This window comes from Pseudomonas sp. NPDC089428 (assembly GCF_044749325.1).
Taxonomy (GTDB): Bacteria; Pseudomonadota; Gammaproteobacteria; order Pseudomonadales; family Pseudomonadaceae; genus Aquipseudomonas.
Map to the genome: position 1 here is coordinate 151,021 of NZ_JBIVHT010000002.1, position 26,802 is coordinate 177,822.

Sequence of the window (26,802 nt, forward strand, 5' to 3'; positions counted from 1 at the left end):
TCAGAAGTCCTTGCACAGGCGCAAGGCGTCGTAGATCGCCGCATGCACGTTGCGCTGGGCCACGCAGTCACCGATGCGGTACAGCAGGTAGCCCTCGCCCGGCTGGCTGAGGATCGGCTGTGGCTTGATGGCGAACAGCGCCTCCACATCGATCTGGCCCTTGTTGCGCGAACCTTCCTTCAGCGCGTAGTACAGCTGCTCGTCAGGACGCACGCCGTTCTCCACCACCACCTGGTCGACCACGCGTTCTTCCTTGGCGCCGGTGTACTCGTTCTCGAGCACCGCCACCAGCTTGTCGCCCTCGCGATAGACCTTTTCCAGCATCATGTCACCGGTCATGATCACTTCTTTCGGGTACATGCTGCGGTAGTAGGTCGGGAAGGTGGTACCGCCCATGGCCACGCCCGGCTTGATGTCGTCAGTGACGATCTCGACCTGGCTGCCCTTGTCGGCGATGAAGTCGGCCACCGACATGCCGGTGAATTCGCAGATGGTGTCGTACACCAGCACGTTCTTGCCCGGCGCGACCTTGCCGTCGAGCACATCCCAGCTGCTGACCACCAGCCCTTCGGCGGCGCCCCAGTGCTCGTTCTGCTCCAGGAACGAATGCCCACCCACGGCCAGCACGATGATGTCCGGGCGCAGGTCCTGGATGGTCGCCACGTCAGCGGCGGTGCCCAGGCGCAGGTCGATCTTCAGGCGGGCGAACTCCAGCTGGTACCAGCGGGTGATACCGGCGATCTGGTCGCGCTGGGGCGCCTTGGCGGCGATGGTGATCTGCCCGCCGATCTGGTCCTTCTTCTCGAACACGGTCACGTCGTGGCCGCGCTCGGCCGCCACGCGGGCTGCTTCCATGCCGGCAGGGCCGGCACCGACGATGACGACCTTGCGCTTGGGCCCGGTGGTCTTCTCGATGATGTGCGGCACCCCCATGTATTCACGGGAGGTCGCGGCGTTCTGGATGCACAGCACATCCAGGCCCTGGTACTGGCGGTCGATGCAGTAGTTGGCGCCGACGCACTGCTTGATCTGGTCGACCTGGCCCATCTTGATCTTGGCGATCAGGTGCGGGTCGGCGATGTGCGCGCGGGTCATGCCGACCATGTCGACGTAACCGCCTTCCAGAATGCGCGTAGCCTGGTTCGGGTCCTTGATGTTCTGCGCGTGCAGCACCGGAACCTTGACCACTTCCTTGATGCCGGCCGCCAGGTGCAGGAACGGCTCCGGCGGGTAGCTCATGTTGGGGATGACGTTGGCCAGGGTGTTGTGGGTGTCGCAACCCGAGCCGACCACGCCGATGAAGTCGATCATGCCGGTGGCGTCGTAGTAGGCGGCGATCTGCTTCATGTCCTCGTGGCTGAGGCCATCGGGGTGGAATTCGTCACCGCAGATGCGCATACCCACGCAGAAGTCGTCGCCAACTTCGGCACGCACGGCCTTGAGCACTTCCAGGCCGAACTTCATGCGGCCCTCGAAGGTGCCGCCCCATTCGTCGGTGCGCTTGTTGACCCGCGGGCTCCAGAACTGGTCGATCATGTGCTGGTGCACAGCCGATAATTCCACGCCGTCCAGGCCGCCCTCTTTGGCACGACGCGCAGCCTGTGCGTAGTTGCCGATCACGCGCCAGATCTCTTCGACCTCGATGGTCTTGCAGGTAGCGCGGTGCACCGGTTCACGGATACCCGACGGCGACATCAGGGTCGGCCAGTTGAAGCCGTCCCAGCGCGAGCGACGGCCCATGTGGGTAATCTGGATCATGATCTTGGCGCCATGCTTGTGCATGGCGTCAGCCAGGTTCTGGAAGTGCGGGATGATGCGGTCGGTCGACAGGTTGACCGACGACCACCATTCCTGCGGGCTGTCGATGGCGACGACAGAGGAGCCGCCGCAGATCGCCAGGCCAATGCCGCCCTTGGCCTTCTCTTCGTAGTACTTCACGTAGCGGTCGGTGGTCATGCCGCCGTCAGTGGCGTAGACCTCGGCATGCGCGGTGCTGAGCACGCGGTTGCGGATGGTCAGTTTGCCGATCTGGATCGGCTGGAACATTGCTTCGAATGCCATGACGCTATCTCCGGCTTACAACGGCTTTGTGACGAACAGGCCATCTTCGTGGCCTTCTTCCGACCCGCCGTAGACCTGTTCGGCCACGGTGCGGATCTTGCTGCCACGGGCAGCGAGAATCTGGTCCATGGCGCCGGCGAACCAGCCGGTGAACATGTAGTCGACCTTGCGGCCGCACTTGCCATAGACATAAACGAACGCGGAGTGCTTGAGCTTGACGCTGCAGGTGCCTTTATCCAGGTCGATGTCCTGGATCTCGAACAGGCCCCAGCCGCGCTGGCTCAGGCGCTTCATGTAGTGCTCGAACACCGCCACGCCTTCCAGGCCATGGCATTCGGCTTCCTTCTCGCACCAGTGCCAGGCGGACTTGTAGCCGGCCTTGTAGAGGATCTCGGCATAGGCGTCGGCGCCCAGCACTTCCTCGATGCCGATGTGGTTGTTGACGAAGAAATGGCGCGGCACATACAGCATCGGCAGGGCGTCGCTGGTCCAGACACCGGTCTCGCTGTCGACTTCGATTGGCAATTGCGGGGCGATCTTGGCCATGGAAACTCAACTCCATAAAATTTTTATGTGGGTGCCCCGGCGTTGCTGGCAGGGGCTATCAGGCTTGGAGAGCGGCTTACTCGCCCCAGACGTCCTTGAGGACGTTGACCCAGTTCTCGCCCATGATCTTGCGCACCACGCGCTCGGAATGGCCGCGCTTGAGCAGGGTCTCGGTGAGGTTGGGGAATTCGCCGACAGTGCGAATGCCCAGCGGGTTGATGATCTTGCCGAAGTTGGTCAGGCGGCGGGCGTAGCCCTTGTCGTGGGTCAGGTATTCGAAGAAGTCCTGGCCGTGGCCCTGGGTGAAGTCGGTACCGATACCGATGGCGTCTTCACCGACGATGTTCATGGTGTACTCGATGGCTTCGGCGTAGTCGTCGATGGTCGAGTCGATGCCCTTGGCCAGGAACGGCGCGAACATGGTCACGCCGACGAAGCCGCCGTGGTCGGCGATGAATTTCAGCTCTTCGTCCGACTTGTTGCGCGGGTGTTCCTTCAGGCCAGAAGGCAGGCAATGGGAGTAGCAGACCGGCTTCTTCGATTCGAGGATGACTTCCTCGGAGGTCTTGGAGCCGACGTGGGACAGGTCGCACATGATACCGACACGGTTCATTTCGGCGACGATCTCGCGGCCGAAGCCCGACAGGCCGCCATCACGCTCGTAGCAACCGGTGCCGACCAGGTTCTGGGTGTTGTAGCACATCTGCACGATGCCCACGCCCAGCTGCTTGAACACGTCGACGTAGGCGATCTGGTCTTCGAACGCGTGGGCGTTCTGGAAGCCGAAGAGGATGCCGGTCTTGCCCAGTTCCTTGGCCTTGCGGATGTCGGCGGTGGTGCGCACCGGCATCACCAGGTCGCTGTTTTCGCGGATCAGCTTCTGGCTGGCGGCAATGTTGTCGACAGTTGCCTTGAAGCCTTCCCAGACCGACACCGTGCAGTTGGCCGCGGTCAGCCCGCCTTTGCGCATGTCCTCGAACAGCTCGCGGTTCCATTTGGCAATGATCAGGCCGTCGATGACGATGCTGTCGGCGTGAAGTTCGGCTGGGCTCATCAGGCTGTCCCCTTTGTTGATATGGGTCGCGCCGAATCTTCTGCCGGCGCTTTGGGGCCAGCATATGCCTGTGCCCTGCGACGCCCCGATGCAAAAACGACAGGGGGTTTGCCGAAAGCGTCAATGCGCGACATCGCGCCCTCTGGCGCGCTGTCTGGCGATGAGAGACAGTCTCGATAACGACATTTGGCGCCGTTTCATGAACATTTCGTCAGAGAGCTATCGTCTTGTCTGCGGCTGAGCGAGAATCCAGCCGATTCGTCAGCCTTGTTGAGGAGAAAACGGATGAAATCAATGGCATGGCTGGTACTGCTGGCGGTCGTCTCGGGCGCCCACGCCGGTGAGGAAGAAAGCACCCCGTGCGACAACGTCGAAAGCGACCAGCAGACCTTCGCTTGCGCGGCCTTCAACAAGCAGACCGCCGAGCGCGAATTGAAATCGGCGTATGACGACCTGATCCAGCGCATTCGCGACCAGTATGCCGACGAAGGCGACAAGGCCACTGCCTTGGTCGGGCGCATGGACGCCGCCGAGAAACTGTGGACGCAGCTGCGGGATGCCGACTGCAAGGTCGAGACCTATGCCGAAAAGCCAGGCAGCAAAGCGTACCAGGCAGCCTGGGATACCTGCGTGGCGCAGCGCAGTGATGACCGCTCGGAGTACCTGCAGTCGATTGGCCAGCAGTAGAAGCTTCGGCTGAACGGGAAAAGCTTTCGGCTTATCGGTCTTGGCGTTCCGAACCACAGTGCATCCCTAGCGCCTCACCCGAGGCGCCGGACTGTACTGAACAGGAATCCAAGATATGACCTCCAACATCAGCAAAACCGACATGGACAGCGCCATCGCTGCCCTGAAGAAGGAAGGCGAAGAACGCGCCGTCATGGTCGCCAACACCGTCTGCATCTTTGCCCCGGATGTACCTGCCAGCGTTGCCGAAGACGTACTGGATGGCATGCGCCTGATGAACCTGTCGGCAAACAAAAAGTTCGACAAGGAAACCCAACAACGCGAGTGGTACAACTTCTACAACGACGGCCTGGGCAAGTTCGGCTGGACACTGACCGGCGCCGCCCATGTCGAAGAAGCCCTCGACAAGGACACCCACACGCTGGCCACCCTGGCGCCTGAAATCGTCACCGTGCAGATCGGCAGCACCCATCGACTGAGCCGTTGTGTGAAGCGCTCTTTCGAGGTGATCGTGAAAACGCCAAAGGCGCAGCAACTGCTCGAAGAGAGCAGCCTGAGTGTTTCGGGCAAATCCAGCACCATTCAGATTTCGGCCTGCGAGATGTCCCCGCAAGGGCTGCCGATCATGCACATGACCAGCGTTCAGCTCAGTTATGACAAAGCTGAAAAAGCTGCTGGCTCTGCCGGTCGCCTCATCGACAAGTCGAACACCCGTGTCTACCGGGCATCGCAGCAAGGCTCGTTCAGTGTTCGCCACTTCAACGCCATGCGCGAAGCCGTGAGGCTGAAGCTGGCCAGCCAGGCGTTCGACATCCTGGCACTGGACATCTGACCTGGACCTGGACCTGGCGTCGCCCTGGCGGCGCCGGGATTCCCTTCCAACATTTGCAGCGAGGGCCAAAAACATGCCCACAGAACCCGCCGCGCAACCCTACGATGACCTTCATGCCTGCCTGCGTCTGGCACAACTTGAAGCCAACCGGGCTCACGATCGCCAGCAAGACGGCGAGCGCTGGTTCAGCCGTTTTCTGCGGGGCCTGGAAGACAACGGTGTCGAACTGATCGAACGGACGACGAAGAACATCAGCTTCGTCCCCACGGATGCCGTGTTTCAAGATGTCTTCACCGGCTGGATTCCCGCCCCCCAGAAGCGCAACCTCAAGTTCGAACGGGTTGCCAGCGACATGCTCCATGGTTTGCAGCAGCCAGACCTCGCCCTGCTGCGCAGCACCTCGGCCAGCTCGCACATGCATATCGAATTTGACCTGGATGACTGTGGTAGCCAGATGGCAATCGTTTTTCACTTATGCTGTGCGACCGACCCGGATGCTCCTCGGACGCGCCTGATCCTGCATCTGGACCACCTGGGCGCGAAACTCGACGCCCGGGCTTTCGAGGCGCGGCGAATGCAAGTCGAAAGCCGCCTTCAAGCGCTGTCCGACCTCGATCAGTTCTGATCCGGCAATTGTGGCTTGAGCGCCTGACGTTCTTCACGTGGGCAGCGGCCAAAGCGTCGCTTGTAACGGCGGGTGAAGTAAGACGGCAGCTCGAAACCACACGCCACGCTGACCTGCGTAATGCTCATCTGCGTCTGGCACAGCAGCTGACGTGCCTTGTCCAGACGCAAGCTGAGATAAAAGCCACTCGGCGTGTCATTCAGGTACAACCGAAACAGGCGCTCCAGCTGTCGCCGGGTGATCATGGCTCGCGCCGCCAGATCCAATGTACTCAGCGGTGGCTCGGTATGCTTTTCCATATCACCGATCACCTGCACCAGTTTGCGGTTGCTGATGCCATAGCGCGAGGCAATCTGCATCCGCTGGTGATCCTGGCGTGGCCGGATGCGGCCGAGCACGAACTGCTCCGACACCTGCACCGCCAGCTCACTGCCATGGGATTGCGCAATCAGGTCGAGCATCAGGTCGATCGAAGCGGTACCGCCGGCACACGTGATACGCCGCCGGTCGATTTCGAACAGTTCCTGGGTCGCCTGCAGGCTCGGGTAGTTTTCCTTGAACGCGTCCAACGCTTCCCAGTGCAGGGTAGCGCGATGGCCATCGAGCAGGCCGGCCTCGGCCAGTACCACCGCGCCGGTATCGATGCCGCCGAGGATCACCCGTTCGTGATCCAGGCGCCGCAGCGTTTGCTGCAGTGCCGGCCCATAGCAGGCCAACGGGTCGAAACCCGCCACGATCAGCAGAATGCCACACGGCTCGGCTGCCCCCAGCGCTGCGTCGGCGTTCACTGACATGCCATTGCTGGCTTGCACCGCACCACCGTCCAGGCTCAGCACCTGCCAGCGATAAGAAGGGCCATTGAAACGGTTAGCCACGCGAAGAGGCTCGAGGGCACTGATGAACCCCATCGCCGAAAACCCCGGCAACAGCAGGAAATGAATGATTTGCGGCATTGCGTGCTCCCCGGCAAAGGTGGTCGCCTCCGTGCAATTGTTGGTCGCCAGGGTGCGATTTTCCACCCTGGCAGCAGCGTAGCGTGTTCACACGGCCCAGAGAGGCCGAAACCTATAAAAAATGCCCTGCCGATGGAGAGCCACCATGCACAGCTTGATCCGCCGCAGTCTGTTGACCCTTGCCCTGAGCAGCATCGCTTCCACCCCGCTTTTCGCCGCCGAGCCAGCGGCCTGCAAAAACGTACGCCTGGGCGTGGTCAACTGGACCGACGTCATTGCCACCAGCGCCATGGCCCAGGTGCTGCTCGACGGCCTGGGTTACCAGACCAAGCAGACCAGCGCCTCGCAGCAGATCATCTTTGCCGGTATCCGCGACAAGCGCCTGGACATGTTCCTGGGTTACTGGAACCCGATCATGACCCAGACCATTACCCCGTTCGTCGACGCCAACCAGGTCAAGGTCCTCGAAAAACCCAGCCTGGAAGACGCCCGCGCCACGCTCGCCGTGCCGAAGTACCTGTATGACAAGGGCCTGAAGACCTTTGCCGACATCCACAAGTTCGAGAAAGAGCTGGGCGGCAAGATCTACGGCATCGAGCCCGGCTCCGGCGCCAACACCCAGATCAAGGCGATGATCAGCAAGAACCAGTTCGACCTGGGCAAGTTCCAGCTGGTCGAGTCCAGCGAAGCCGGCATGCTCGCCGCCGTCGACCGCGCCGTACGGCGCAAGGAAGCGGTGGTGTTCTTCGGCTGGGCGCCGCACCCGATGAACGTGAACATCGACATGGCCTACCTGGGCGACAGCCAGGATGCGCTGGGTCCGGACGAAGGCCGTGCCACGGTATGGACGGTGACCGCCCCGGACTACGCCGAACGCTGCCCCAACGCCCACCGCCTGCTGGCCAACCTGAACTTCAGCGCCGAGGACGAGAGCCGCATGATGCAGCCGCTGCTCGACCACAAGGACGCGCTGGAATCGGCCCGCCAGTGGCTCAAGGATCACCCCCAGGACAAGGCCCGCTGGCTTGAGGGTGTAACCACCTTCGATGGCAAGCCTGCGGCGGACAATCTCAAGCTCACCGCCAACTGACAAGGCCTCATCGCCGGCTAGCCAGCTCCCACAGCAATAGCGCTCACCAGGGTTCACCGAGAACCCTGTGGGAGCGGGCTTGCCCGCGAAATGGCCACCCCAGACCACACAAGGAACCGCCATGAACCACGACGTCATCATCACCTGCGCCCTCACCGGCGCTGGCGACACGGTCGCCAAGAGCCACCTGGTCCCGGTCACCCCGAAACAGATCGCCGAATCCGCCGTGGAAGCCGCCAAGGCCGGCGCCACCGTGGTCCACTGCCATGTCCGCGACCCGCAGACCGGCCGTTTCAGCCGCGACGTGGCGCTGTACCGCGAAGTCATGGAGCGCATCCGCGAGGCCGACGTCGACATCATCGTCAACCTCACCGCCGGCATGGGTGGCGACCTGGAAATCGGCCCGGGTGAATCGCCGATGGAATTCGGCCCCGGTACCGACCTGATCGGCCCGCTGGAGCGCCTGGCCCATGTCGAAGCCCTGCTGCCGGAAATCTGCACCCTCGACTGCGGCACCCTCAACTTCGGCGACGGCAACGCCATCTACGTCTCCACCCCTGCGCAACTGCGCGCCGGTGCCAAGCGCATCACCGAACTGGGGGTGAAGGCCGAGCTGGAAATTTTCGACACCGGCCACCTGTGGTTCGCCAAGCAGATGATCAAGGAAGGCCTGCTCGAAGACCCGCTGTTCCAGCTGTGCCTGGGCATCCCGTGGGGCGCACCGGCCGACACCACCACCATGAAGGCCATGGTCGACAACCTGCCGGCCAACGTCACCTGGGCCGGCTTCGGCATCGGCCGCATGCAGATGCCGATGGCCGCGCAGGCCGTGCTGCTCGGCGGCAACGTGCGCGTAGGCCTGGAAGACAACCTGTACCTGGACCGTGGTGTGTTGGCCAGCAACGGCCAACTGGTGGAACGCGCCGCCGAGATCATCACCCGCATGGGTGGCCGCGTGCTCAGCCCGGCAGAAGGCCGGGAAAAAATGAACCTCAAGCGCCGCTGATCCCTGACAACGATTGCAGCAGCGCCACAAATCCTGTGGGAGCGGGCTTGCCCCGCGAACACCGGCGCAGCCGGTGCCATGCCATGCACCATCGCGTCGCTTGCTTCGCGGGACAAGCCCGCTCCCACAAAGATTGGCGCTCGTCCCAATAGTTCTGTTCACCCCGAGGACTCGATATGCCCTTCATCACCGAGATCAAGACCTTCGCCGCCCTGGGTAGCGGCGTGATCGGCAGCGGCTGGGTAGCCCGCGCCCTGGCCCATGGCCTGGACGTGGTCGCCTGGGACCCTGCCCCCGGCGCCGAGCAGGCCCTGCGCAAGCGCATCGCCAACGCCTGGCCGGCACTGGAGAAGCAAGGCCTGGCTCCAGGTGCGTCGCAGGACCGGCTGAAATTCGTTGCCACCATCGAGGAATGCGTGCGCGACGCCGATTTCATCCAGGAAAGCGCGCCAGAGCGTCTGGACCTCAAGCTCGACCTGCACGCCAAGATCAGCGCTGCCGCCAAACCTGAAGCGATCATTGGCTCCAGCACTTCAGGCCTGCTGCCCAGCGAGTTCTACGAGTCGTCCACTCACCCAGAGCGCTGCGTGGTTGGCCACCCGTTCAACCCGGTGTACCTGCTGCCGCTGGTCGAGATCGTCGGCGGCAACCGCACCGCACCGCAAGCCATCGAGGCAGCAAAAGCCATCTACACCGCCCTCGGCATGCGCCCGCTGCATGTGCGCAAGGAAGTCCCCGGTTTCATCGCCGACCGCCTGCTCGAAGCGCTGTGGCGCGAAGCCCTGCACCTGGTCAATGACGGCGTGGCGACGACCGGCGAGATCGACGATGCCATCCGCTTTGGCGCCGGCCTGCGCTGGTCGTTCATGGGCACCTTCCTCACTTACACCTTGGCCGGTGGTGATGCTGGCATGCGCCACTTCATGTCGCAGTTCGGCCCGGCGCTGAAACTGCCCTGGACCTACCTGCCGGCACCGGAGTTGACCGACAAGCTGATCGACGATGTTGTGGACGGTACGTCGGATCAGTTGGGCGAGCGCAGCATCGCCGCGCTGGAGCGCTATCGTGATGACACGCTACTGGCGGTGCTGGAAGCCGTGAAAACCAGCAAGGCCAACCATGGCATGAGTTTCGGCGACTGAGGAGCACACGATGCCCGCACTGATCACCTACCGTACCCCGGTCCAGGAGGACTGGGTCGATTACAACGGGCACCTGCGCGATGCCTTCTATTTGCTGATCTTCAGCTACGCCACCGATGCGCTGATGGAGCGCATCGGCCTGGATGCCGACAGCCGCGGGCAGAGCGGCAACTCGCTGTTCACCCTGGAGGCGCACATCAACTACCTGCATGAGGTGAAGCTGGGTACCGAGGTGTGGGTGCAGACGCAGATCATCGGCTTCGATCGCAAGCGCCTGCATGTCTATCACAGCCTGCACCGGGCCGGGTTCGACGAGGTGCTGGCTGCCAGCGAGCAGATGCTGTTGCATGTGGACCTGGCCGGGCCGAAGTCGGCGCCGTTCGGCGAGCGCAGCGTGACGTTGCTGCAAAGCCTGCAGGATAGCCAGCGCGACCTGCCGGCTGCGGAGTTTGTCGGCCGCGTCCTGCAACTACCTGGCTGACCAGACAAAAAATAACCCCGGAAAGCCGTGAGCATCCGGGGCCAAGAGCGAGCAACATCCACTGTGCATGACGAGGGTGACCAAACCCTCCATTGCGGTAGATGGCTTGAGTGTGCGCAGTTCCTGCCAGGTCGATTTAGCCGGGAACGACCTGTTCTTAGCCAAAGCAGCCATGCCGGCATTCTGTTGTTGCGGGCATGTCGCCGTCGTCACAGAATCGGTCGTAAATCACAGCAGCACTCTCTTAGCGATAAAAGGGACAACAGCCATGATGCATGCGGATTTGATTGACCAGGACGACCTGGCAGGCCACCTGCGCGCACGCGGGTTCGACATTCCCGCCGGGGCCAGTGCCGAGCAGGCCTGCGAAGCGGTGGTACGCGGTTTGACCGAGCCCAATGCGCGGGCGCTGAAGGGGATGGTGGAGCAGATGTATACCGGTAGCGCGACGATCCTGCCGGCGGTACGCCAAGCCATCGACAAACAACTGTTGCCGGCTTTGGCACAGTTTAATAAACGCGCCTGACCGATTTTTCCTGTACTGGCCCCTTCGCGGGCAAGCCCGCTCCCACAGGTAGTGCACCGCATTCAAAAGCGGTGCCGTAACCTGTGGGAGCGGGCTTGCCCGCGAAGGGGCCAGCTCTGTTTCAGAGCCTTACACTTGCAAAGGTCGACTCGTTGCGCGCCTGGCTCAGGGCCGCCATCGGGCCGCTGTGCGGCGACAGGGTCATGGCCTGCGGAATCGGCATCATCGCCACCTGCTGCGCGGTGTTGGAGCCAACACGCTCGTCACGCGGCGGAATGCCGAAGTACTCGCGGTAGCACTTGGAGAAGTGCGGCGTGGAGACAAAGCCACATACCGAGGCCACTTCGATGATCGACATCGGCGTCTGCTTGAGCAACTGCCGTGCGCGGATCAGCCGCAGCTTCAGGTAATAGCGCGATGGCGAGCAATGCAGGTACTTCTGGAACAGCCGCTCGAGCTGCCGACGCGACACCGACACATACACCGCCAGTTCGTCGAGGTCGATCGGCTCTTCCAGGTTGGCCTCCATCAGCGCGACGATCTCCTGCAGCTTCGGCTGGTTGGTGCCGAGCATGTGCTTGAGCGGTACGCGCTGGTGGTCCTGTTCGTTGCGGATGCGCTCGTAGACGAACATTTCGGAGATCGCCGCCGACAGCTCGCGGCCGTGATCGCGGCTGATCAGGTGCAGCATCATGTCCAGCGGCGCGGTGCCGCCAGAGCTGGTGAAACGGTTACGGTCGAGGGTGAACAGGCGGGTGCTCATGTTCACCCGTGGGAAGGCCTCCTGCATCGCCGCCAGGCATTCCCAGTGCACGCTGCAATCGAAGCCGTCGAGCAGGCCTGCGCAGGCCAGCGCCCAGCTGCCGGTGCACACCGCACCGAGGCGGCGCGACTGACGCGCCTGGGCCTGCAGCCAGGTGACATGTTCACGGGTGACGCTGCGCTGGATACCCACGCCGCCGCAGACGATCACCGTGTCGATCGGCGGCGCGCTGTGCATCGCCGCATCCGGGGTGATCTGCAGGCCATCGCTGGCCCACACCTGGCCGCCATCGGCGGTCAGCGTGTGCCAGCGGTACAGCTCGCGGCCGGACAGCTGGTTCGCCATGCGCAGCGGCTCAACCGCCGATGCCAGGGAAATCAGGGTGAAATTGTCCAATAGAAGAAACCCGATGGACTGGGGTGCTGTGCGGTTCTGGGTTGGGTTCCCGGAGGTGTACGACGTCATCGCGATTTCTCCTCACACAAATGCTGGGTGTGCCTCAGGCGGGCACTGATTTTCTTGTTATGGCCCCAGGTTCATGTGCAGGGGCTTGCTGCCAATCTCAACGCAAGGGTCGTGCCTGAAATTGAACGGCCATCCGAAAAAACCTGAAAACGACGCCTTCATTCGGCAAATCAGGCACTTCGATCGAGTTGGCAAGTCTTCGCAAAGCGCCGTGCTAGCGCATTGCGTGTAACGGCTGAGCAATTTGGTGACACGCGCAATCCAGGTTGCCCAGAAACGACACTCTTGAGTGTCACCGACAATGCCCACACTGATAGCGACAGCCGACGATTGGTCAGCTTGGGCCATGCACTGAAACAGGGCGCGACGCACTTAAAACACTCAAGGGCCCCATCGCGGATGAATCCGCTCCTACAAGATCATGCATACCCTGTAGGAGCGGATTCATCCGCGATGAGGCCCTTGAGGCTGGCTCAAAAACTCAACACTCGATGGCGCTGACCGCCAGGCCACCGCGCGAGGTCTCTTTATACTTGTCATGCATGTCGGCGCCGGTATCGCGCATGGTGCGGATCACCTGATCGAGGGAGATAAAGTGCTCGCCATCGCCGCGCAGGGCCATCTGCACGGCATTGATCGCCTTCACTGCAGCAATCGCGTTGCGCTCGATGCACGGCACCTGCACCAGGCCGCCGACCGGGTCGCAGGTCAGCCCGAGGTTGTGTTCCAGGGCGATTTCGGCGGCGTTCTCCACCTGCGCCGGCGTCGCGCCAAGCACTTCGGCAAGGCCCGCAGCGGCCATGGCGCAGGCCGAGCCGACCTCACCCTGGCAGCCGACTTCAGCACCGGAAATCGACGCGTTCTTCTTGCACAAGATGCCCACTGCGGCGGCGCCGAGGAAGAAGTCGACCACGCTGGACTCGTCCACCGCATCGCTGAAGCGCATGTAGTAGTGCAGCACCGCCGGGATGATACCGGCCGCGCCGTTGGTGGGCGCGGTGACCATGCGCCCGCCGGCGGCGTTCTCTTCATTGACCGCCAGGGCGAACAGGTTGACCCACTCCATGGCGCTCATGGTCGAGCCGATCACGTTGGGCTTGCCGATCTCCTGCAGGCTGCGGTGCAGCTTGGCAGCGCGGCGGCGCACGTTGAGCCCGCCGGGCAGCGTGCCTTCGTATTTCAGGCCGTTGTTGACGCACTCCTGCATGGCTTCCCAGAGCTTGTGCAGGCCAGCGCGGATCTCTTCCTCGCTGCGCCAGACTTTCTCGTTGGCCATCATCAATTGCGACACGCTGAGGTCGTTTTGCTTGCACAGGCGCAGCAGTTCGGCGGCGCTGTTGAAATCGTACGGCAGCACTGTCTGGTCGGCATCCAGCACGCCGCTGGCAGCCTGGGCGGCGTCGACCACGAAACCGCCACCGACCGAGTAGTAGGTGTCACGGTGCAGCTCGCCCTGTGCGCCCTCGGCGATCAGGGTCATGGCATTGGGGTGGTACGGCAGGTTCTCGTCCAGCAGCAGCATGTCGCGGGCCCAGACGAACTCGATGGGCAGGCGGTTATCCAGCTTCAGGGTATTGGTTTCGCGCAGGTCGGCGATCCGCGGGACGATCTGGGTCGGGTCGATGGCATCCGGCCATTCGCCCATCAGGCCCATGATGGTGGCGTTGTCGGTGCCATGGCCGATGCCGGTGGCCGACAGCGAACCGTATAGCCGCACTTCGATCCTTTGCACCTGTTCCAACTCGCCGCGCTCACGCAGGCCCTGGACGAACAGGGCGCCGGCACGCATGGGGCCGACGGTGTGGGAGCTGGAAGGCCCGACACCGATCTTGAACAGGTCGAACACGCTGATGGCCATTGTCGAATCACCTCTTGCTGGGCTTGTCTCTGCGCGCCATGCGCAGGGCGGGGCAACTGCTAGGCTGAAGCTGCGAGCCGCCACGAATGCACGCATCATCGGGCTTTTGCCTACCCCCTCGCCGTCTGCAACCGACGTACTTTTGTCCAGCAGCGCCGCAGCCTTTTCGGCCACCTTCGCGCCGTTTTCGAGCGGCGTGGTGACGCAAAAATGCGGCTACAGGGGTGGAAAAACTCATAAACGACATCGCCCGTACTGGATGCGACCCGTTCCGTACTGGTTACGACCCCACCAGTAGGCGATTGCCCGGCGCTGGAGGATTATCAAAAGCGACTCGTAAAGCACGGCCACGCATCCTGCCCTCTGCAGGCCTGGTCGACCGGACCCTGAGAAAGCCCGGCGACCCAAGCGAACCCGAAGACAAAATCACAGGAGTCCATCCATGAAAGGTTCACCCTCGCTGTTGCTGGTTGCGATGCTGTCCGCACCGTTCCTGGCCCAGGCCGCCGAACCCGAGCAGTGCCAGACGGTACGCTTCTCCGATGTCGGCTGGACCGACATCACGGTCACCACGGCGACCACCAGCGTTGTGCTCGAAGCACTGGGTTACAAGACCCACACCACCATGATCTCGGTACCGGTGACCTACAAGTCGCTGGCCACCGGCAAGGACCTGGACGTGTTTCTCGGCAACTGGATGCCGACCATGGAGAACGACATCAAGCAGTACCGTGACGCCGGCACCGTGGAGACCGTGCGCGCCAACCTGGAAAACGCCAAGTACACCCTGGCCGTGCCCCAGGCGCTGTATGACAAGGGGCTCAAGGACTTCAGCGACATTCCCAAGTTCAAGAAGGAACTGGACGGCAAGATCTATGGCATCGAGCCCGGCAACGATGGCAACCGCACCATCCAGAGCATGATCGACAAGAACGCCTTCGGCCTCAAGGACGCTGGTTTCAAGATCGTGCAGTCGAGCGAGGCCGGCATGCTGTCGCAGGTCGACCGCGCGCAGAAACGCGGCGAGGCGCTGGTGTTCCTGGGCTGGGAACCGCACCCGATGAATACCCGCTTCAAGATGCAGTACCTGACTGGCGGGGACGAATTCTTCGGCCCCGACTTCGGCAAAGCCACCGTGCTGACCAACACCCGCAAGGGCTATGTGCAGGAATGCAGCAACGTCGGCCAGCTCCTGAAGAACCTGTCGTTCGAGCTCAAGGATGAAAGCACCATGATGGGCTATGTCCTGGACGACAAGATGAAGCCCGAGGCGGCCGCCAAGAAGTGGCTCAAGGACAACCCCGGCAAGCTGGACACCTGGCTGGCGGGCGTCACCACCGTGGATGGCAAGCCGGGCCTTGAGGCGGCCAAGGCCAAGCTGGCGCAGTAACGCAACACGTCATAGCGCTACCTCGGGGCGGGACCGTGCCCGCCCCGGACTGATTTCAATCTTTGCAGGTGGAAGCTCGCTATCATGCTTATCGATCAGAAAATACCCCTGGGTCAGTACATCGCGTCGTTCGTCGAATGGCTGACCCAGAATGGCGCGAACTATTTCGACGCCATTGCCCGAGGCCTGGAGTTCATGATCCATGGCGTCACCAGTACCCTGACCTTCTTCAACCCGTTCGTGCTCATCGCCCTGTTCGCCGCCCTGGCGCATCTCATTCAACGCAAGTGGGCGCTGACCGCATTCGTCGCCCTCTCCTTCCTGCTGATCCTCAACCTGGGGTACTGGCAGGAAACCATGGAGACCCTGGCCCAGGTGACCTTCGCCACCGTGGTCTGCGTGGCCATCGGCGTGCCGCTGGGTATCGTCGCCGCGCACAAGCCGATGTTCTACACCGCCATGCGCCCTGTGCTCGACCTGATGCAGACGGTGCCGACCTTCGTCTACCTGATCCCGACCCTTACCCTGTTCGGCCTGGGCGTGGTGCCGGGGCTGATCTCGACGGTGGTGTTCGCCATCGCCGCACCAATCCGCCTCACCTATCTGGGCATCTGCGACGTGCCGCAAGAGCTGATGGACGCCGGCAAGGCCTTTGGCTGCTCGCGCCGCCAGCTGCTCACCCGTATCGAACTGCCGCACGCGATGCCAAGCATCGCCGCCGGCGTCACCCAGTGCATCATGCTGTCGCTGTCGATGGTGGTGATTGCCGCCCTGGTGGGCGCCGATGGCCTGGGTAAACCTGTGGTCAACGCACTGAACACCGCCGATATCTCCCTGGGCTTCGAAGCGGGCCTGGCGATCGTGCTGCTGGCGATCATGCTCGACCGTATCTGCAAGCAACCGGAACTGCCGGTAAGGGGTGAGGCATGAGCATCATTCGATTCGAAGACGTCGACGTCATTTTCTCCAACAAGCCGCGCGAAGCGCTGGCGTTGCTGGACAAGGGCCAGACCCGCGAGCAGATCCTCAAGCAGACCGGCCTGGTGGTCGGTGTGGAAAAGGCCAATCTGGATATCAAGAAAGGCGAGATCTGCGTGCTGATGGGCCTGTCCGGCTCGGGCAAGTCGAGCCTGCTGCGCTGCATCAACGGCCTCAACACCGTGAGCCGCGGCAAGCTGTTCGTCGAGCATGAAGGCAAGCACATCGATATCGCCCACTGCACCCCGGCAGAACTGAAGATGATGCGCACCAAGCGCATCGCCATGGTGTTCCAGAAGTTCGCCCTGATGCCGTGGCTGACGGTGCGCGAAAACATCAGCTTCGGCCTGGAAATGCAGGGTCGCCCGGAAAAGGAACGGCGCAAGCTGGTCGATGAGAAGCTCGAACTGGTCGGCCTGACCCAATGGCGCAACAAGAAGCCAGACGAACTCTCCGGCGGCATGCAGCAGCGTGTGGGCCTGGCCCGGGCGCTGGCGATGGATGCCGACATCCTGCTGATGGACGAACCGTTCTCGGCCCTCGACCCGCTGATCCGCCAGGGCCTGCAAGACGAGTTGCTGGGCTTGCAGGCCAAGCTGAGCAAGACCATCGTGTTCGTCAGCCACGACCTCGACGAGGCCCTGAAGCTGGGCAGCCGCATCGCCATCATGAAAGACGGGCGGATCATCCAGTACAGCAAGCCGGAAGAGATCGTGCTGAACCCGGCCGACGAGTACGTGCGTACCTTCGTCGCCCACACCAACCCGTTGAACGTGTTGTGCGGGCGCAGCCTGATGCGCAGCCTGGACAACTGCAAGCGGGTGAACGGTTCGGTATGCCTGGACCCGGGTGGCGATTCGTGGCTGGACCTGGGTGAAGGGAATTCGATCAAGCGTGCACGCCAGGGGCAGAACGGGCTGGACATGCAGAACTGGGCACCGGGGCAGTCCGTGGAAGGGCTTGGGCGCAAGCCGACGCTGGTGCATGCCGACATTGGCATGCGCGAGGCGCTGCAGATTCGTTACCAGACGGGCAACAAGCTGGTGCTGCAGGAAAACGACAAGGTGGTGGGGATTCTTGGGGATACCGAGCTTTACCACGCACTGCTCGGCAAGACCCACGGCTGATGCAATTGGGGCCGCCTTGCGGCCCATCGCGGATAAATCCGCTCCTACAGGGATCGCGCATGGTATTGAGCCTGCGTGGTCCCTGTAGGAGCGGATTTATCCGCGATGGGCTGCAAAGCAGCCCCAATCAATGTTTCAGCGAACGACGATCCCGCGCGAAGCCATGTAGGCCTTGGCCTCAGGCACCGTGTACTCGCCAAAGTGGAAGATGCTGGCCGCCAGCACCGCGCTGGCATGCCCTTCCAGAATCCCGTCAGCCAGGTGCTGCAGGTTACCCACACCGCCCGAGGCAATCACCGGAATCCCCAGCGCATCGCTGATGGCGCGGGTCACGCCCAGGTCGAAGCCATTCTTCATACCGTCCTGGTCCATGCTGGTCAGCAGGATCTCCCCGGCCCCCAGCCCTTCCATCTTCTTCGCCCACTCGACGGCATCCAGCCCGGTCGGCTTGCGCCCGCCGTGGGTAAAGATCTCCCAGCGCGGCGCTTCACCCGGCCCGGACACCTTCTTGGCGTCGATGGCGACGACGATGCACTGCGAACCGAAACGGTCCGCCGCCTCGCCGACGAACTCCGGGTTGAACACCGCGGCGGTGTTGATCGAAACCTTGTCGGCACCGGCATTGAGCAGGTTGCGGATGTCCTGCACGGTGCGCACGCCACCGCCCACGGTCAGCGGGATGAACACCTGGCTGGCCATGCGTTCGACGGTATGCAGGGTGGTGTCGCGGCCGTCGACGCTGGCAGTGATGTCGAGGAAGGTGATTTCGTCGGCACCCTGCTCGTTGTAGCGACGGGCGATTTCCACCGGGTCGCCGGCATCACGGATGTTCTCGAACTTGACGCCCTTGACCACCCGGCCGTTGTCCACGTCCAGGCAAGGGATGATGCGCTTGGCCAGTGCCATGGTTCAGTCCTCAGCCTTGGTAGTTGTCGCAGAAGGCCTGGGCCTCGGCGACATCGAGGGTGCCTTCGTAGATGGCACGGCCGGTGATGGCGCCGATGATGCCTGGGGCCTTGGCATCCAGCAGGGCCTTGATGTCGCCCAGGTTGTGGATGCCACCGGAAGCAATCACCGGAATGCGCGTGGCTTCGGCCAGGGCCTTGGTGAACGGCACGTTGCAGCCCTGCATCATGCCGTCCTTGGCGATGTCGGTGTAGACGATCGCCGAGACGCCATCAGCCTCGAAACGCTTGGCCAGGTCGATGACCTGCACCGAGCTGACCTCGGCCCAGCCGTCGGTGGCGACGAAACCGTCTTTCGCGTCCAGGCCGACGATGACCTTGCCCGGGAAGGCCTTGCACGCCTCGGCGACGAACTCAGGCTGCTTGACCGCCTTGGTGCCGATGATCACGTAGCTGACGCCAGCCTTGACGTAGTGCTCGATGGTTTCCAGCGAGCGGATGCCGCCGCCGATCTGGATCGGCAGGTTCGGGTAGCGCTTGGCGATGGCGGTGACCACTTCACCATTGACCGGCTGGCCTTCGAAGGCGCCGTTGAGGTCGACCAGGTGCAGGCGGCGGCAGCCACCTTCGACCCACTTGGCGGCCATGCTCACCGGGTCGTCGGAGAATACCGTGGAGTCTTCCATGCGGCCCTGGCGCAGGCGCACGCAGGCACCGTCCTTCAGATCGATAGCGGGGATAATCAGCATCTTGGGAACCTGTCTGTTCTTAGGGTTTCAGGGCTTCTCGAGCGCCCACAGATCGCTTTCGATGCTCTCGAACCGCTCCTTGAGGTGCAGCTGAACATCGGCAATCGCCCTGTTGTAGTAATGGGGTGCAATTTCTTTGCTGAACAGTTCGAGGACCTCGGCCACCTCGAATGACCCAAGCTCCAGCTCGAAGCGGTCTTCGAGAAAGCGCTTGAGCGTGTCGAGCGCCTCGCGTTCCTCTTCGGGGGCCAGGGTGATGACCGGGGCTTTGGTCTTCGAACGGCTCATTACCAGCGCCCGTCCCAGGCGACGAAGTTCTGCAGCAGCTGCAGGCCATGGGTATGGCTCTTCTCCGGGTGGAACTGCACGGCAAAGCGCGAGCCATCGGCCAGCGCGGCGGCGAAGTCGACGCCATAGTGGCCACGGCCGACCACCTGGCCTGGCTTGCCGGCATTGATGTAGTAGCTGTGCACGAAGTAGAAACGCGCACGGTCGGAAATGTCGTGCCACAGCGGGTGGTCGATGGTCTGGCTGACTTCGTTCCAGCCCATGTGCGGCACCTTCAGGTGCTCGCCGTCTTCTTTCAGGTCTTTGCCGAAGAAGCGCACCTGGCCAGGGAACAGGCCGATGCAGTCGACACCGTCGTTCTCTTCGCTGTGGTCGAGCAGCGCCTGCATGCCGACGCAGATGCCGAGGAACGGGCGGTCCTGGCTCACTTCGCGGACCAGGCTGTCGAAGCCCAGTCGGCGGATTTCGGCCATGCAGTCGCGGATCGCACCCACGCCTGGGAACACCACGCGGTCAGCCTCGCGGATCACTGCGGCGTCGCTGGTGACCAGCACCTTGCCGGCGCCGACGTGCTCGAGCGCCTTGGCCACCGAGTGCAGGTTGCCCATGCCATAGTCGATTACGGCTACCGTCTGCATTTACAGGCACCCTTTGGTCGACGGCATCTGCCCGGCCATGCGCTCATCGAGGGTCACGGCCATGCGCAAGGCGCGGCCGAAAGCCTTGAACACGGTTTCGATCTGGTGATGGGTGTTGTGGCCACGCAGGTTGTCGATGTGCAGGGTCACCAGGGCGTGGTTGACGAAGCCCTGGAAGAATTCCTGGAACAGGTCGACATCGAAGCCACCAACGGTGGCGCGGGTGTAGGGCACATGCATCTGCAGGCCTGGGCGGCCGGAGAAGTCGATGACCACGCGCGACAGCGCTTCGTCCAGCGGCACGTAGGCGTGGCCGTAGCGGAAGATGCCTTTCTTGTCGCCGATGGCCTGGGCGAATGCCATGCCCAGCGTGATACCGACGTCTTCGACGGTATGGTGATCGTCGATATGCAGGTCACCCTTGCACTCGATATCCAGATCAATCAGCCCATGGCGGGCGATCTGGTCCAGCATGTGTTCAAGGAAAGGCACACCGATATCGAATCGGGCCTTGCCACTGCCATCGAGGTTGATCGAGCACTTGACCTGGGTTTCCAGGGTATTGCGCTCGACGGAAGCCTTACGTTCGACCATCACCAGCTCCGCAAAATCATTGGGCGAAAAGGGCTCCATTATAGGCCCAGAACGCGCCCGCTTGAAACGCGGATGACATATGGCATGGCAAGGAATTGCGAGGCCGGACAGGCCTACAGGTCTATACAACCGGGTAATTGATGCTGCTTTGCGGCCCATCGCGACACAAGGCCGCTGCTACAAGGGAACGCAAATCCCTGTAGGAGCGGCCTTGTGTCGCGAATGGGGGCGCAAAGCGCCCCCGGTGCAACTACATCAATGGAACAGGACAGCAGTCTTCTGCAGGGTAATCCACACACCCCAAGCCAGCGGCACAACCACCACAGCCCAGGCCAGCAGCACCAGCGGCAGGCTGCCCGGCGCGGCGTGCCACTCCAGGGAACGGGCACCGTCAGCGCCTTTGTCGTGGCTCAACGCACGCTCGGCAGCCAGTTCGGCATCGGTCATGAAGTACTTGTCGGCCACCGGGCGGATCAGCAGGTTGCAGACGAAGCCCAGGACCAGCAGGCCGGCAAGGATATACAAGGTCATGTCGTATGCCGCTGCACGCTCCACACCCGCCGCCAGCTGGTACTCGCGCAGGTAGGTGATCAGCACCGGGCCCAGCACGCCGGCTGCGGCCCAGGCGGTCAGCAGGCGACCGTGGATGGCACCGACCATCTGCGTACCGAACAGGTCGGCCAGGTACGCCGGCACGGTGGAAAAACCACCGCCATACATCGACAGGATGATGCAGAACGCCGCCACGAACAGCGCCACGTTGCCCAGGTGGCCCATGTTGGGTACCAGGCTGTAGAGGCCGACGCCCAGGGCGAAGAAGGCGAAGTAGGTGTTCTTGCGGCCGATGTAGTCGGAGAACGACGCCCAGAAGAAGCGGCCACCGATGTTGAACAGGCTCAACAGACCGGTGAATCCGGCAGCAATGGCGGCGATCTGCGCCAGTTGCGCCGCGTTCAACTCACTGAAGCTCAGCTCGTTGCCCAGCAGCTTGCCGGCGAACACCTCCTGCAGCAGCGGCGAGGCCATGCCCAGGATGCCGATACCAGCCGAGACGTTCAGGCACAGCACCAGCCAGACCAGGGCGAACTGCGGGGTCTTCCAGGCGACGCTGACATGCACGTGGCGATCGGTGACCATGCCGTTGCCGACTTTCTTCGCCGGGGCGGTCCAGCCTTCAGGCTTCCAGCCGGTCGGCGGCACACGGTAAGCCAGGGCACCGGCCGTCATGAACACGAAATAGATCGCGGCCATGGCGACGAAGCTCTGCCACACGCCCACTTCATGCGCGTTGCCGAAATGGCCCATCAGCGCGGTAGCCAGCGGTGCGCCAACCATCGCGCCACCACCGAAGCCCATGATCGCCATGCCAGTGGCCATGCCGCGCTTGTCCGGGAACCATTTGATCAGGGTCGAAACCGGCGAAATGTAGCCCAGGCCCAGGCCGATACCACCGATCACCCCGGAACCCAGCCACATCAGCCACAGCTGGTGGGTCTTCACGCCGATCGCCGAGATCAGCATGCCGCCACACCAGCACAGCGCTGAAACCAGGCCAGCCTTGCGTGGGCCGGCGTGTTCCAGCCAGCCACCCAGCACCGCTGCCGAGCAGCCGAGGAAGACGAAGAACAGGGTGTAGATCCAGCTCAGCATCGAGATCGGCCAGTCGCATTCGGCACTGAACATGCGGGCGATGAAGCCCATGTCTGCCGAACAGGCGACAGGCGCGGTAATGCCGATGGCTTGCGACAGTGGCAGCCAGAATACCGAGAAGCCATAGGCCATGCCGATGCACAGGTGAATGGCCAGGGCGGCTGGCGGGACCAGCCAGCGGTTGAAGCCCGGGCGGGCGATGATGCGCTCCTTGGACAGGAAGCTCGGCGCGCTGGCCAGCCCCCCTGCCGCGATTGTACTGCTCATGGATTCAATCCTTTTGTAGGTAGACAGTGCTGGCGGATAGCGTCCCAGGCTCTTGTTCTCGCACGCAGGGCGAACTGGCCTTGTCCCTGGGCAACGGCCCGCGACAATGGGTCGCGGCCGCTCCGCAAAGCGGCACAAGGGTACCAGCTCGCAGATGACATGAAAGCAATTTGATATCGTTATTTTTCGCGCAGCTGAAACGGTATTTCTGCGCCGTCTGCACTGGTCTCTTCGCGGGCAAGGCCGCTCCCACAGGTACAGCACAGCGTTCGAAAGCTGGGCAGATCCTGTGGGAGCGGGCTTGCCCGCGAAGCATCCAGCACAAATGGAACTGCCGAAACCACAACGGTCGAATCCCGCAATCATCGGAAATGTCCTGCATCGCTAGTCGAATACGCAGGGCCCACCCATGCGGCGCTATACTCAGCCGTTCGGAATTCACACTACGGACTACAAGGACTCGCCCATGAAAGCGTTCGGCAAAATCCTGGGACTGGGGCTTCTCGGGTTGCTGCTGATCATCGTGGCGCTGGGCTTCGCCCTGACCCACCTCTTCGATCCCAACGACTACAAAGACGAGATCCGCCAGTTGGCACGTGACAAGGCCCACGTCGAGCTGACCCTCAACGGCGACATCGGCTGGAGCCTGTTCCCCTGGCTGGGCCTGGAGCTGCACGAAGCCAGCATCGCCACCCTGACCAAACCCAAGGAACCCTTCGCCGACCTGCAGATGCTCGGCCTCTCGGTACGTGTGCTGCCATTGCTGCGCCGCGAAGTGCAGATGAGCGATGTGCGCGTCGAAGGGCTCAACCTGACCCTGGCACGTGACGAGAACGGCCACGGCAACTGGGAAGACATCGGCAAGCCGCTACCGGCTCCGACCGAAGGCGCTGCCAATGCCCCGGCCCAGGCACCTGTCGAGCAACCCGCAAAACCTGCTGAAAGCAGCAGTGAGCGCGCGGTCAAACTGGACATCGACAGCCTGACCGTGAATAACGCCCGGGTTTACTACACCGACGCCAAGAGCGGCCAGAGCTACAGCGCCGAAAGCATCCAGCTGAGCACCGGCCCGGTCCACGAAGGCACCAATATCGCCGTCAAAGCCAGCGCCTTCCTCAGCGCCAGCCAGCCGGCCATCAAGGCCCGCACCGAGCTGGCAGGCGAACTGCGCTTCGACCGCAAGCTAAAACGCTACAACTTCGAAGACATGCGCCTGACCGGCGAAACGTCGGGCGAACCTACCGCTGGCAAGACTGTCACCTTCGGTGCCCAGGGCCAGCTGCTGGTCGACATGGGGGCCAATGTGGCCTCGTGGAACGGCCTGAAAGTTTCGGCCAACCAACTGCGCGCCCTCGGCGAGCTGAACCTGCGCGACCTCGACAAGGCACCGCAACTGAGCGGCGGCCTGTCCATCGCCCAGTTCAACCTGCGCACCTTCCTCGACGGCATCGGCCACCCGCTGCCCGCCACCCAGGACCCGGCCTCGTTCGACAAGCTGGAGCTGGTCACCCGCCTGCAAGGCACGCCGACCAGTCTGACCTTGGCCGACCTTGCCTTGAAACTGGACGACAGCACCTTCACCGGCCGCGTCGCCATCGAAGACTTCGCCAAGCAGGCCCTGCGCCTGCAGCTCAAAGGCGACAAGTTCGACGCTGATCGCTACCTGCCAGCCAAGAGCGAACAGGCCAAGGGCGCCACCGCCGCGCGCCAGGCCGAGGTCCAGCAACAGGAAGCCACCGCCGTGGCCGGTGCCGGCAGCACACCGCTGCCCAACGCCCCGACCCAGGTGGCCTGGAGCGACGACAAGCTGTTGCCGGTCGACCGCCTGCGCGTGCTCGACCTGCAAGCCGACCTGGCCTTCGGCTCGCTGACCCTGGACAAACTGCCGATCAGCGACGCCCAGCTGCAGGCCACCGGCCAGGGCGGCCTGCTGACCTTGCAGGCCCTGCGCGGCGGCCTCTACAACGGCACCTTCGAAGCCAAGGGCAACGTCGACGTGCGCCCTGCCGTGCCGCAGATCGGTATCAACACCAGGATCAACCGGGTACCGGTCGAGCACTTCATCAAGGCCGAAGGCAAGGAGCAGACGCCGCCGGTCAAGGGCCTGCTGACCCTGGCCAGTGATCTGACCGCCACCGGCAACAGCCAGAAGGCACTGGTCGACACCCTCAATGGCAGCGCAAACTTCACCATCAACGACGGTGTACTGGTCAACGCCAACCTGGAACAGCAACTCTGCCAGGCCATCGCCACCCTCAACCGCAAAACCCTGAGTGGCGAGCCTCGTGGCAAGGACACCCCGTTCGAAGAACTGCGCGGCAGCCTGGTGATTCGCAATGGCGTAGCCAGCAACCCGGACCTCAAGGCACGCATCCCGGGCCTGACCGTCAACGGCCATGGCGACCTCGACCTGCGCGTGCTGGGCATGGACTACAACGTCGGCGTGATCGTCGAAGGTGACCAGCGTGCGATGCCCGACCCGGCGTGCCAGGTCAACGAACGTTTCGCGGGCGTGGAAGTGCCGCTGCGCTGCCGTGGCCCGCTGGAGCTCGGCGCCAAAGCCTGCCGCCTGGACCAGGACGGCCTGGGCAAGGTGGCGGCCAAGCTGGCCGGCAACCGCCTGAAAGACAAGATCGATGAAAAACTCGGAGAGAAAGTGAGCCCAGAACTGAAAGACGCGCTCAAGGGGCTGTTCAAGCGATGACCCCCACGCAGTTCTCCAGCGCCGTGCTGGACTGGTACGACCAGCACGGTCGCCACGACTTGCCCTGGCAACAGGGCATCACCCCATACCGGGTATGGGTTTCGGAAATCATGCTGCAGCAGACCCAGGTCAGCACCGTGCTCAACTACTTCGACCGCTTCATGCAGGCCCTGCCGACCGTGCAGGCCCTGGCTGAAGCGCCGGAGGACGAAGTGCTGCACCTGTGGACGGGCCTTGGCTACTACACCCGCGCACGCAACCTGCAGAAGGCGGCGAAGATCGTCGTCGAGCAGCATGGTGGCGAATTCCCGCGCAGCGTCGAACAGCTCACCGAACTGCCGGGCATCGGCCGCTCCACCGCCGGCGCCATCGCCAGCATCAGCATGGGCATCCGCGCGCCGATCCTCGACGGCAACGTCAAGCGCGTGCTGGCACGCTACACCGCCCAGGCCGGCTACCCCGGCGAGCCCAAGGTGGCCAACCAGCTGTGGGCCACCGCCGAGCGCTTTACCCCACAGCAGCGGGCCAACCACTACACCCAGGCGATGATGGACATGGGCGCGACGCTGTGCACGCGCAGCAAGCCCAGCTGCCTGATCTGCCCGTTGCAGCGCGGCTGCGAAGCGCACCTGCACGGCGAAGAAACCCGCTACCCCGAGCCCAAGCCACGCAAGGCGCTGCCCCAGCGGCGCACGCTGATGCCGTTGCTGGCCAACCACGAAGGCGCCATCCTGCTTTACCGACGCCCATCCAGCGGCCTGTGGGGCGGCTTGTGGAGCCTGCCGGAGCTGGACGATATCGCCCAGCTCGACGACCTCGCCTACCAGCACGGCCTGCGCCTGGCCGACAGCCGCGCGCTGGACGGCCTGACCCACACCTTCAGCCACTTCCAGCTGGCGATCGAGCCCTGGCTGGTGCGCGTCGACCCGGTCGGCCAGCACGTGGCCGAGGCCGACTGGCTCTGGTATAACCTCGCCACCCCGCCGCGCCTGGGCCTCGCCGCCCCGGTCAAGAAGCTGCTCAAACGCGCGGCCGACGAACTGATTGCAGGAGAAGCCCGATGACCCGCACCGTGATGTGCCGCAAGTACAAAGAAGAACTCCCAGGCCTGCCCCGCCCGCCTTATCCCGGCGCCAAGGGCCAGGACATCTTCGACCACATCTCGGAGAAAGCCTGGGAAGACTGGAAGAAACACCAGACCATGCTGATCAACGAAAAACGCCTGAACATGATGAACGGCGAGGACCGCAAGTTCCTCCAGGGCGAGATGGACAAGTTTTTCGCGGGCGAGGAATACGCCCAGGCGGAAGGCTACGTTCCACCCGCCGAATGACCCCACGAATCGTAAGCGACGGAATTAATTTAAAATTTTTTCAAAAAGTCGTTGACGGGCCGTCAGAAAATCTATTTAATTCACCTCGTC

26 protein-coding genes are annotated in these 26,802 nt (G+C 63.0%); 14 read left to right on the forward strand and 12 right to left on the reverse strand.

Going from position 1 to position 26,802, the window contains the following annotated elements:
* The 3 genes from dgcA to ACIPZ5_RS04025 form a co-directional block, all read right to left on the reverse strand.
* A complete protein-coding gene (gene dgcA / locus ACIPZ5_RS04015; RefSeq protein WP_046614485.1) occupies nt 1–2,061 on the reverse strand; it encodes a dimethylglycine demethylation protein DgcA in 2,061 nt (686 codons plus the stop codon).
* 15 nt (nt 2,062–2,076) lie between these two features.
* Nucleotides 2,077–2,607: a DUF5943 domain-containing protein gene (locus ACIPZ5_RS04020; RefSeq protein WP_008091518.1), complete on the reverse strand. Its 531-nt coding sequence runs from the start codon at nt 2,605–2,607 to the stop codon at nt 2,077–2,079.
* Nucleotides 2,608–2,683: 76 nt separating this feature from the next.
* Nucleotides 2,684–3,661, reverse strand: coding sequence for a dipeptidase (locus ACIPZ5_RS04025; RefSeq protein WP_023382781.1), 978 nt, complete (start codon nt 3,659–3,661; stop codon nt 2,684–2,686).
* Between the two features lie 285 nt (nt 3,662–3,946).
* Here ACIPZ5_RS04025 and ACIPZ5_RS04030 point away from each other — a divergent pair, with 285 nt between their 5' ends.
* From ACIPZ5_RS04030 to ACIPZ5_RS04040, 3 genes are all read left to right on the forward strand, one after another.
* The gene (locus tag ACIPZ5_RS04030; protein ID WP_343594333.1) at nt 3,947–4,348 is read left to right on the forward strand and encodes a lysozyme inhibitor LprI family protein; all 402 of its coding nucleotides are present in this window, start codon (nt 3,947–3,949) and stop codon (nt 4,346–4,348) included.
* Between the two features lie 115 nt (nt 4,349–4,463).
* A complete protein-coding gene (locus ACIPZ5_RS04035; RefSeq protein WP_343594334.1) occupies nt 4,464–5,180 on the forward strand; it encodes a hypothetical protein in 717 nt (238 codons plus the stop codon).
* 73 nt (nt 5,181–5,253) lie between these two features.
* Nucleotides 5,254–5,805 (forward strand): hypothetical protein, encoded by a 552-nt coding sequence (locus ACIPZ5_RS04040; RefSeq protein ID WP_400806846.1) that lies wholly within the window; start codon nt 5,254–5,256, stop codon nt 5,803–5,805.
* On the opposite strand, the gene ACIPZ5_RS04045 is transcribed toward ACIPZ5_RS04040, so the two are convergent.
* Complete coding sequence (locus ACIPZ5_RS04045; protein ID WP_343594336.1) at nt 5,796–6,758, reverse strand: GlxA family transcriptional regulator; 963 nt, start codon at nt 6,756–6,758, stop codon at nt 5,796–5,798. The two genes, ACIPZ5_RS04040 and ACIPZ5_RS04045, sit on opposite strands and share 10 nt — an antisense overlap.
* A gap of 145 nt (nt 6,759–6,903) precedes the next feature.
* Between ACIPZ5_RS04045 and choX the strand changes: the two genes are divergently transcribed.
* From choX to ACIPZ5_RS04070, 5 genes are all read left to right on the forward strand, one after another.
* Nucleotides 6,904–7,848 (forward strand): choline ABC transporter substrate-binding protein, encoded by a 945-nt coding sequence (gene choX, locus ACIPZ5_RS04050; RefSeq protein WP_261941879.1) that lies wholly within the window; start codon nt 6,904–6,906, stop codon nt 7,846–7,848.
* A 121-nt stretch (nt 7,849–7,969) separates the two neighbouring features.
* Nucleotides 7,970–8,854, forward strand: a complete 885-nt coding sequence (locus ACIPZ5_RS04055) for a 3-keto-5-aminohexanoate cleavage protein (protein WP_400723773.1) — start codon at nt 7,970–7,972, stop codon at nt 8,852–8,854.
* A 176-nt stretch (nt 8,855–9,030) separates the two neighbouring features.
* Nucleotides 9,031–9,996: an L-carnitine dehydrogenase gene (locus ACIPZ5_RS04060; RefSeq protein WP_261941881.1), complete on the forward strand. Its 966-nt coding sequence runs from the start codon at nt 9,031–9,033 to the stop codon at nt 9,994–9,996.
* Between the two features lie 10 nt (nt 9,997–10,006).
* Entirely contained in the window at nt 10,007–10,477 is a 471-nt protein-coding gene (locus ACIPZ5_RS04065; protein WP_261941882.1) for a thioesterase family protein, read from the forward strand.
* A 268-nt stretch (nt 10,478–10,745) separates the two neighbouring features.
* On the forward strand, nt 10,746–11,003 hold the full coding sequence (locus ACIPZ5_RS04070) for a hypothetical protein (RefSeq protein WP_003255717.1): 258 nt from the start codon (nt 10,746–10,748) through the stop codon (nt 11,001–11,003).
* Between the two features lie 121 nt (nt 11,004–11,124).
* Here ACIPZ5_RS04070 and ACIPZ5_RS04075 read toward each other — a convergent pair whose 3' ends face one another.
* Nucleotides 11,125–12,231 (reverse strand): GlxA family transcriptional regulator, encoded by a 1,107-nt coding sequence (locus ACIPZ5_RS04075; RefSeq protein ID WP_085676322.1) that lies wholly within the window; start codon nt 12,229–12,231, stop codon nt 11,125–11,127.
* 481 nt (nt 12,232–12,712) lie between these two features.
* Nucleotides 12,713–14,089 carry an L-serine ammonia-lyase gene (locus tag ACIPZ5_RS04080; RefSeq protein ID WP_261941883.1) on the reverse strand — a complete coding sequence of 459 codons (1,377 nt, stop codon included), beginning with the start codon at nt 14,087–14,089 and terminating at the stop codon, nt 12,713–12,715.
* Between the two features lie 442 nt (nt 14,090–14,531).
* Here ACIPZ5_RS04080 and ACIPZ5_RS04085 point away from each other — a divergent pair, with 442 nt between their 5' ends.
* The 3 genes from ACIPZ5_RS04085 to choV all read left to right on the forward strand — a co-directional run bounded on the left by ACIPZ5_RS04085 (nt 14,532) and on the right by choV (nt 17,584).
* Nucleotides 14,532–15,479 carry a choline ABC transporter substrate-binding protein gene (locus ACIPZ5_RS04085; RefSeq protein WP_261941884.1) on the forward strand — a complete coding sequence of 316 codons (948 nt, stop codon included), beginning with the start codon at nt 14,532–14,534 and terminating at the stop codon, nt 15,477–15,479.
* Nucleotides 15,480–15,560: 81 nt separating this feature from the next.
* Complete coding sequence (gene choW, locus ACIPZ5_RS04090) at nt 15,561–16,409, forward strand: choline ABC transporter permease subunit (RefSeq protein ID WP_177326675.1); 849 nt, start codon at nt 15,561–15,563, stop codon at nt 16,407–16,409.
* The gene (choV, locus tag ACIPZ5_RS04095) at nt 16,406–17,584 is read left to right on the forward strand and encodes a choline ABC transporter ATP-binding protein (protein WP_343594339.1); all 1,179 of its coding nucleotides are present in this window, start codon (nt 16,406–16,408) and stop codon (nt 17,582–17,584) included. The genes choW and choV overlap by 4 nt, the downstream gene beginning before the upstream one ends.
* 135 nt (nt 17,585–17,719) lie before the next feature.
* On the opposite strand, the gene hisF is transcribed toward choV, so the two are convergent.
* From hisF to ACIPZ5_RS04125, 6 genes are all read right to left on the reverse strand, one after another.
* Nucleotides 17,720–18,490, reverse strand: a complete 771-nt coding sequence (gene hisF / locus ACIPZ5_RS04100; protein ID WP_011536177.1) for an imidazole glycerol phosphate synthase subunit HisF — start codon at nt 18,488–18,490, stop codon at nt 17,720–17,722.
* A gap of 10 nt (nt 18,491–18,500) precedes the next feature.
* A complete protein-coding gene (gene hisA / locus ACIPZ5_RS04105; RefSeq protein WP_003255731.1) occupies nt 18,501–19,238 on the reverse strand; it encodes a 1-(5-phosphoribosyl)-5-[(5-phosphoribosylamino)methylideneamino]imidazole-4-carboxamide isomerase in 738 nt (245 codons plus the stop codon).
* A gap of 27 nt (nt 19,239–19,265) precedes the next feature.
* Nucleotides 19,266–19,526 (reverse strand): DUF2164 domain-containing protein, encoded by a 261-nt coding sequence (locus tag ACIPZ5_RS04110; RefSeq protein WP_085676326.1) that lies wholly within the window; start codon nt 19,524–19,526, stop codon nt 19,266–19,268.
* Nucleotides 19,526–20,164, reverse strand: a complete 639-nt coding sequence (gene hisH, locus ACIPZ5_RS04115; protein ID WP_060512243.1) for an imidazole glycerol phosphate synthase subunit HisH — start codon at nt 20,162–20,164, stop codon at nt 19,526–19,528. The genes ACIPZ5_RS04110 and hisH overlap by 1 nt, the downstream gene beginning before the upstream one ends.
* Nucleotides 20,165–20,758 carry an imidazoleglycerol-phosphate dehydratase HisB gene (gene hisB / locus ACIPZ5_RS04120; RefSeq protein ID WP_027917570.1) on the reverse strand — a complete coding sequence of 198 codons (594 nt, stop codon included), beginning with the start codon at nt 20,756–20,758 and terminating at the stop codon, nt 20,165–20,167.
* Nucleotides 20,759–21,013: 255 nt separating this feature from the next.
* Complete coding sequence (locus ACIPZ5_RS04125) at nt 21,014–22,675, reverse strand: OFA family MFS transporter (RefSeq protein WP_343594341.1); 1,662 nt, start codon at nt 22,673–22,675, stop codon at nt 21,014–21,016.
* Between the two features lie 466 nt (nt 22,676–23,141).
* Here ACIPZ5_RS04125 and ACIPZ5_RS04130 point away from each other — a divergent pair, with 466 nt between their 5' ends.
* From ACIPZ5_RS04130 to ACIPZ5_RS04140, 3 genes are read left to right on the forward strand one after another with little or no spacing between them, the layout of a single operon-like run.
* Nucleotides 23,142–25,379: an AsmA family protein gene (locus ACIPZ5_RS04130; RefSeq protein WP_400806855.1), complete on the forward strand. Its 2,238-nt coding sequence runs from the start codon at nt 23,142–23,144 to the stop codon at nt 25,377–25,379.
* Nucleotides 25,376–26,443 (forward strand): A/G-specific adenine glycosylase, encoded by a 1,068-nt coding sequence (gene mutY / locus ACIPZ5_RS04135; protein ID WP_313710233.1) that lies wholly within the window; start codon nt 25,376–25,378, stop codon nt 26,441–26,443. The genes ACIPZ5_RS04130 and mutY overlap by 4 nt, the downstream gene beginning before the upstream one ends.
* Nucleotides 26,440–26,712, forward strand: coding sequence for an oxidative damage protection protein (locus ACIPZ5_RS04140; RefSeq protein ID WP_313710234.1), 273 nt, complete (start codon nt 26,440–26,442; stop codon nt 26,710–26,712). Before mutY ends, ACIPZ5_RS04140 begins: the two co-directional genes overlap by 4 nt.
* The last annotated feature ends 90 nt before the right edge of the window (nt 26,713–26,802 follow it).

Bases quoted from the DNA above. Each gene is read 5' to 3' on its own strand.
- dgcA (WP_046614485.1), bottom strand. From the start codon at position 2,061: ATGGCATTCGAAGCAATGTTCCAGCCGATCCAGATCGGCAAACTGACC.
- ACIPZ5_RS04020 (WP_008091518.1), bottom strand. From the start codon at position 2,607: ATGGCCAAGATCGCCCCGCAATTGCCAATCGAAGTCGACAGCGAGACC.
- ACIPZ5_RS04025 (WP_023382781.1), bottom strand. From the start codon at position 3,661: ATGAGCCCAGCCGAACTTCACGCCGACAGCATCGTCATCGACGGCCTG.
- ACIPZ5_RS04030 (WP_343594333.1), top strand. From the start codon at position 3,947: ATGAAATCAATGGCATGGCTGGTACTGCTGGCGGTCGTCTCGGGCGCC.
- ACIPZ5_RS04035 (WP_343594334.1), top strand. From the start codon at position 4,464: ATGACCTCCAACATCAGCAAAACCGACATGGACAGCGCCATCGCTGCC.
- ACIPZ5_RS04040 (WP_400806846.1), top strand. From the start codon at position 5,254: ATGCCCACAGAACCCGCCGCGCAACCCTACGATGACCTTCATGCCTGC.
- ACIPZ5_RS04045 (WP_343594336.1), bottom strand. From the start codon at position 6,758: ATGCCGCAAATCATTCATTTCCTGCTGTTGCCGGGGTTTTCGGCGATG.
- choX (WP_261941879.1), top strand. From the start codon at position 6,904: ATGCACAGCTTGATCCGCCGCAGTCTGTTGACCCTTGCCCTGAGCAGC.
- ACIPZ5_RS04055 (WP_400723773.1), top strand. From the start codon at position 7,970: ATGAACCACGACGTCATCATCACCTGCGCCCTCACCGGCGCTGGCGAC.
- ACIPZ5_RS04060 (WP_261941881.1), top strand. From the start codon at position 9,031: ATGCCCTTCATCACCGAGATCAAGACCTTCGCCGCCCTGGGTAGCGGC.
- ACIPZ5_RS04065 (WP_261941882.1), top strand. From the start codon at position 10,007: ATGCCCGCACTGATCACCTACCGTACCCCGGTCCAGGAGGACTGGGTC.
- ACIPZ5_RS04070 (WP_003255717.1), top strand. From the start codon at position 10,746: ATGATGCATGCGGATTTGATTGACCAGGACGACCTGGCAGGCCACCTG.
- ACIPZ5_RS04075 (WP_085676322.1), bottom strand. From the start codon at position 12,231: ATGACGTCGTACACCTCCGGGAACCCAACCCAGAACCGCACAGCACCC.
- ACIPZ5_RS04080 (WP_261941883.1), bottom strand. From the start codon at position 14,089: ATGGCCATCAGCGTGTTCGACCTGTTCAAGATCGGTGTCGGGCCTTCC.
- ACIPZ5_RS04085 (WP_261941884.1), top strand. From the start codon at position 14,532: ATGAAAGGTTCACCCTCGCTGTTGCTGGTTGCGATGCTGTCCGCACCG.
- choV (WP_343594339.1), top strand. From the start codon at position 16,406: ATGAGCATCATTCGATTCGAAGACGTCGACGTCATTTTCTCCAACAAG.
- hisF (WP_011536177.1), bottom strand. From the start codon at position 18,490: ATGGCACTGGCCAAGCGCATCATCCCTTGCCTGGACGTGGACAACGGC.
- hisA (WP_003255731.1), bottom strand. From the start codon at position 19,238: ATGCTGATTATCCCCGCTATCGATCTGAAGGACGGTGCCTGCGTGCGC.
- ACIPZ5_RS04110 (WP_085676326.1), bottom strand. From the start codon at position 19,526: ATGAGCCGTTCGAAGACCAAAGCCCCGGTCATCACCCTGGCCCCCGAA.
- hisH (WP_060512243.1), bottom strand. From the start codon at position 20,164: ATGCAGACGGTAGCCGTAATCGACTATGGCATGGGCAACCTGCACTCG.
- hisB (WP_027917570.1), bottom strand. From the start codon at position 20,758: ATGGTCGAACGTAAGGCTTCCGTCGAGCGCAATACCCTGGAAACCCAG.
- ACIPZ5_RS04125 (WP_343594341.1), bottom strand. From the start codon at position 22,675: ATGAGCAGTACAATCGCGGCAGGGGGGCTGGCCAGCGCGCCGAGCTTC.
- ACIPZ5_RS04130 (WP_400806855.1), top strand. From the start codon at position 23,142: ATGAAAGCGTTCGGCAAAATCCTGGGACTGGGGCTTCTCGGGTTGCTG.
- mutY (WP_313710233.1), top strand. From the start codon at position 25,376: ATGACCCCCACGCAGTTCTCCAGCGCCGTGCTGGACTGGTACGACCAG.
- ACIPZ5_RS04140 (WP_313710234.1), top strand. From the start codon at position 26,440: ATGACCCGCACCGTGATGTGCCGCAAGTACAAAGAAGAACTCCCAGGC.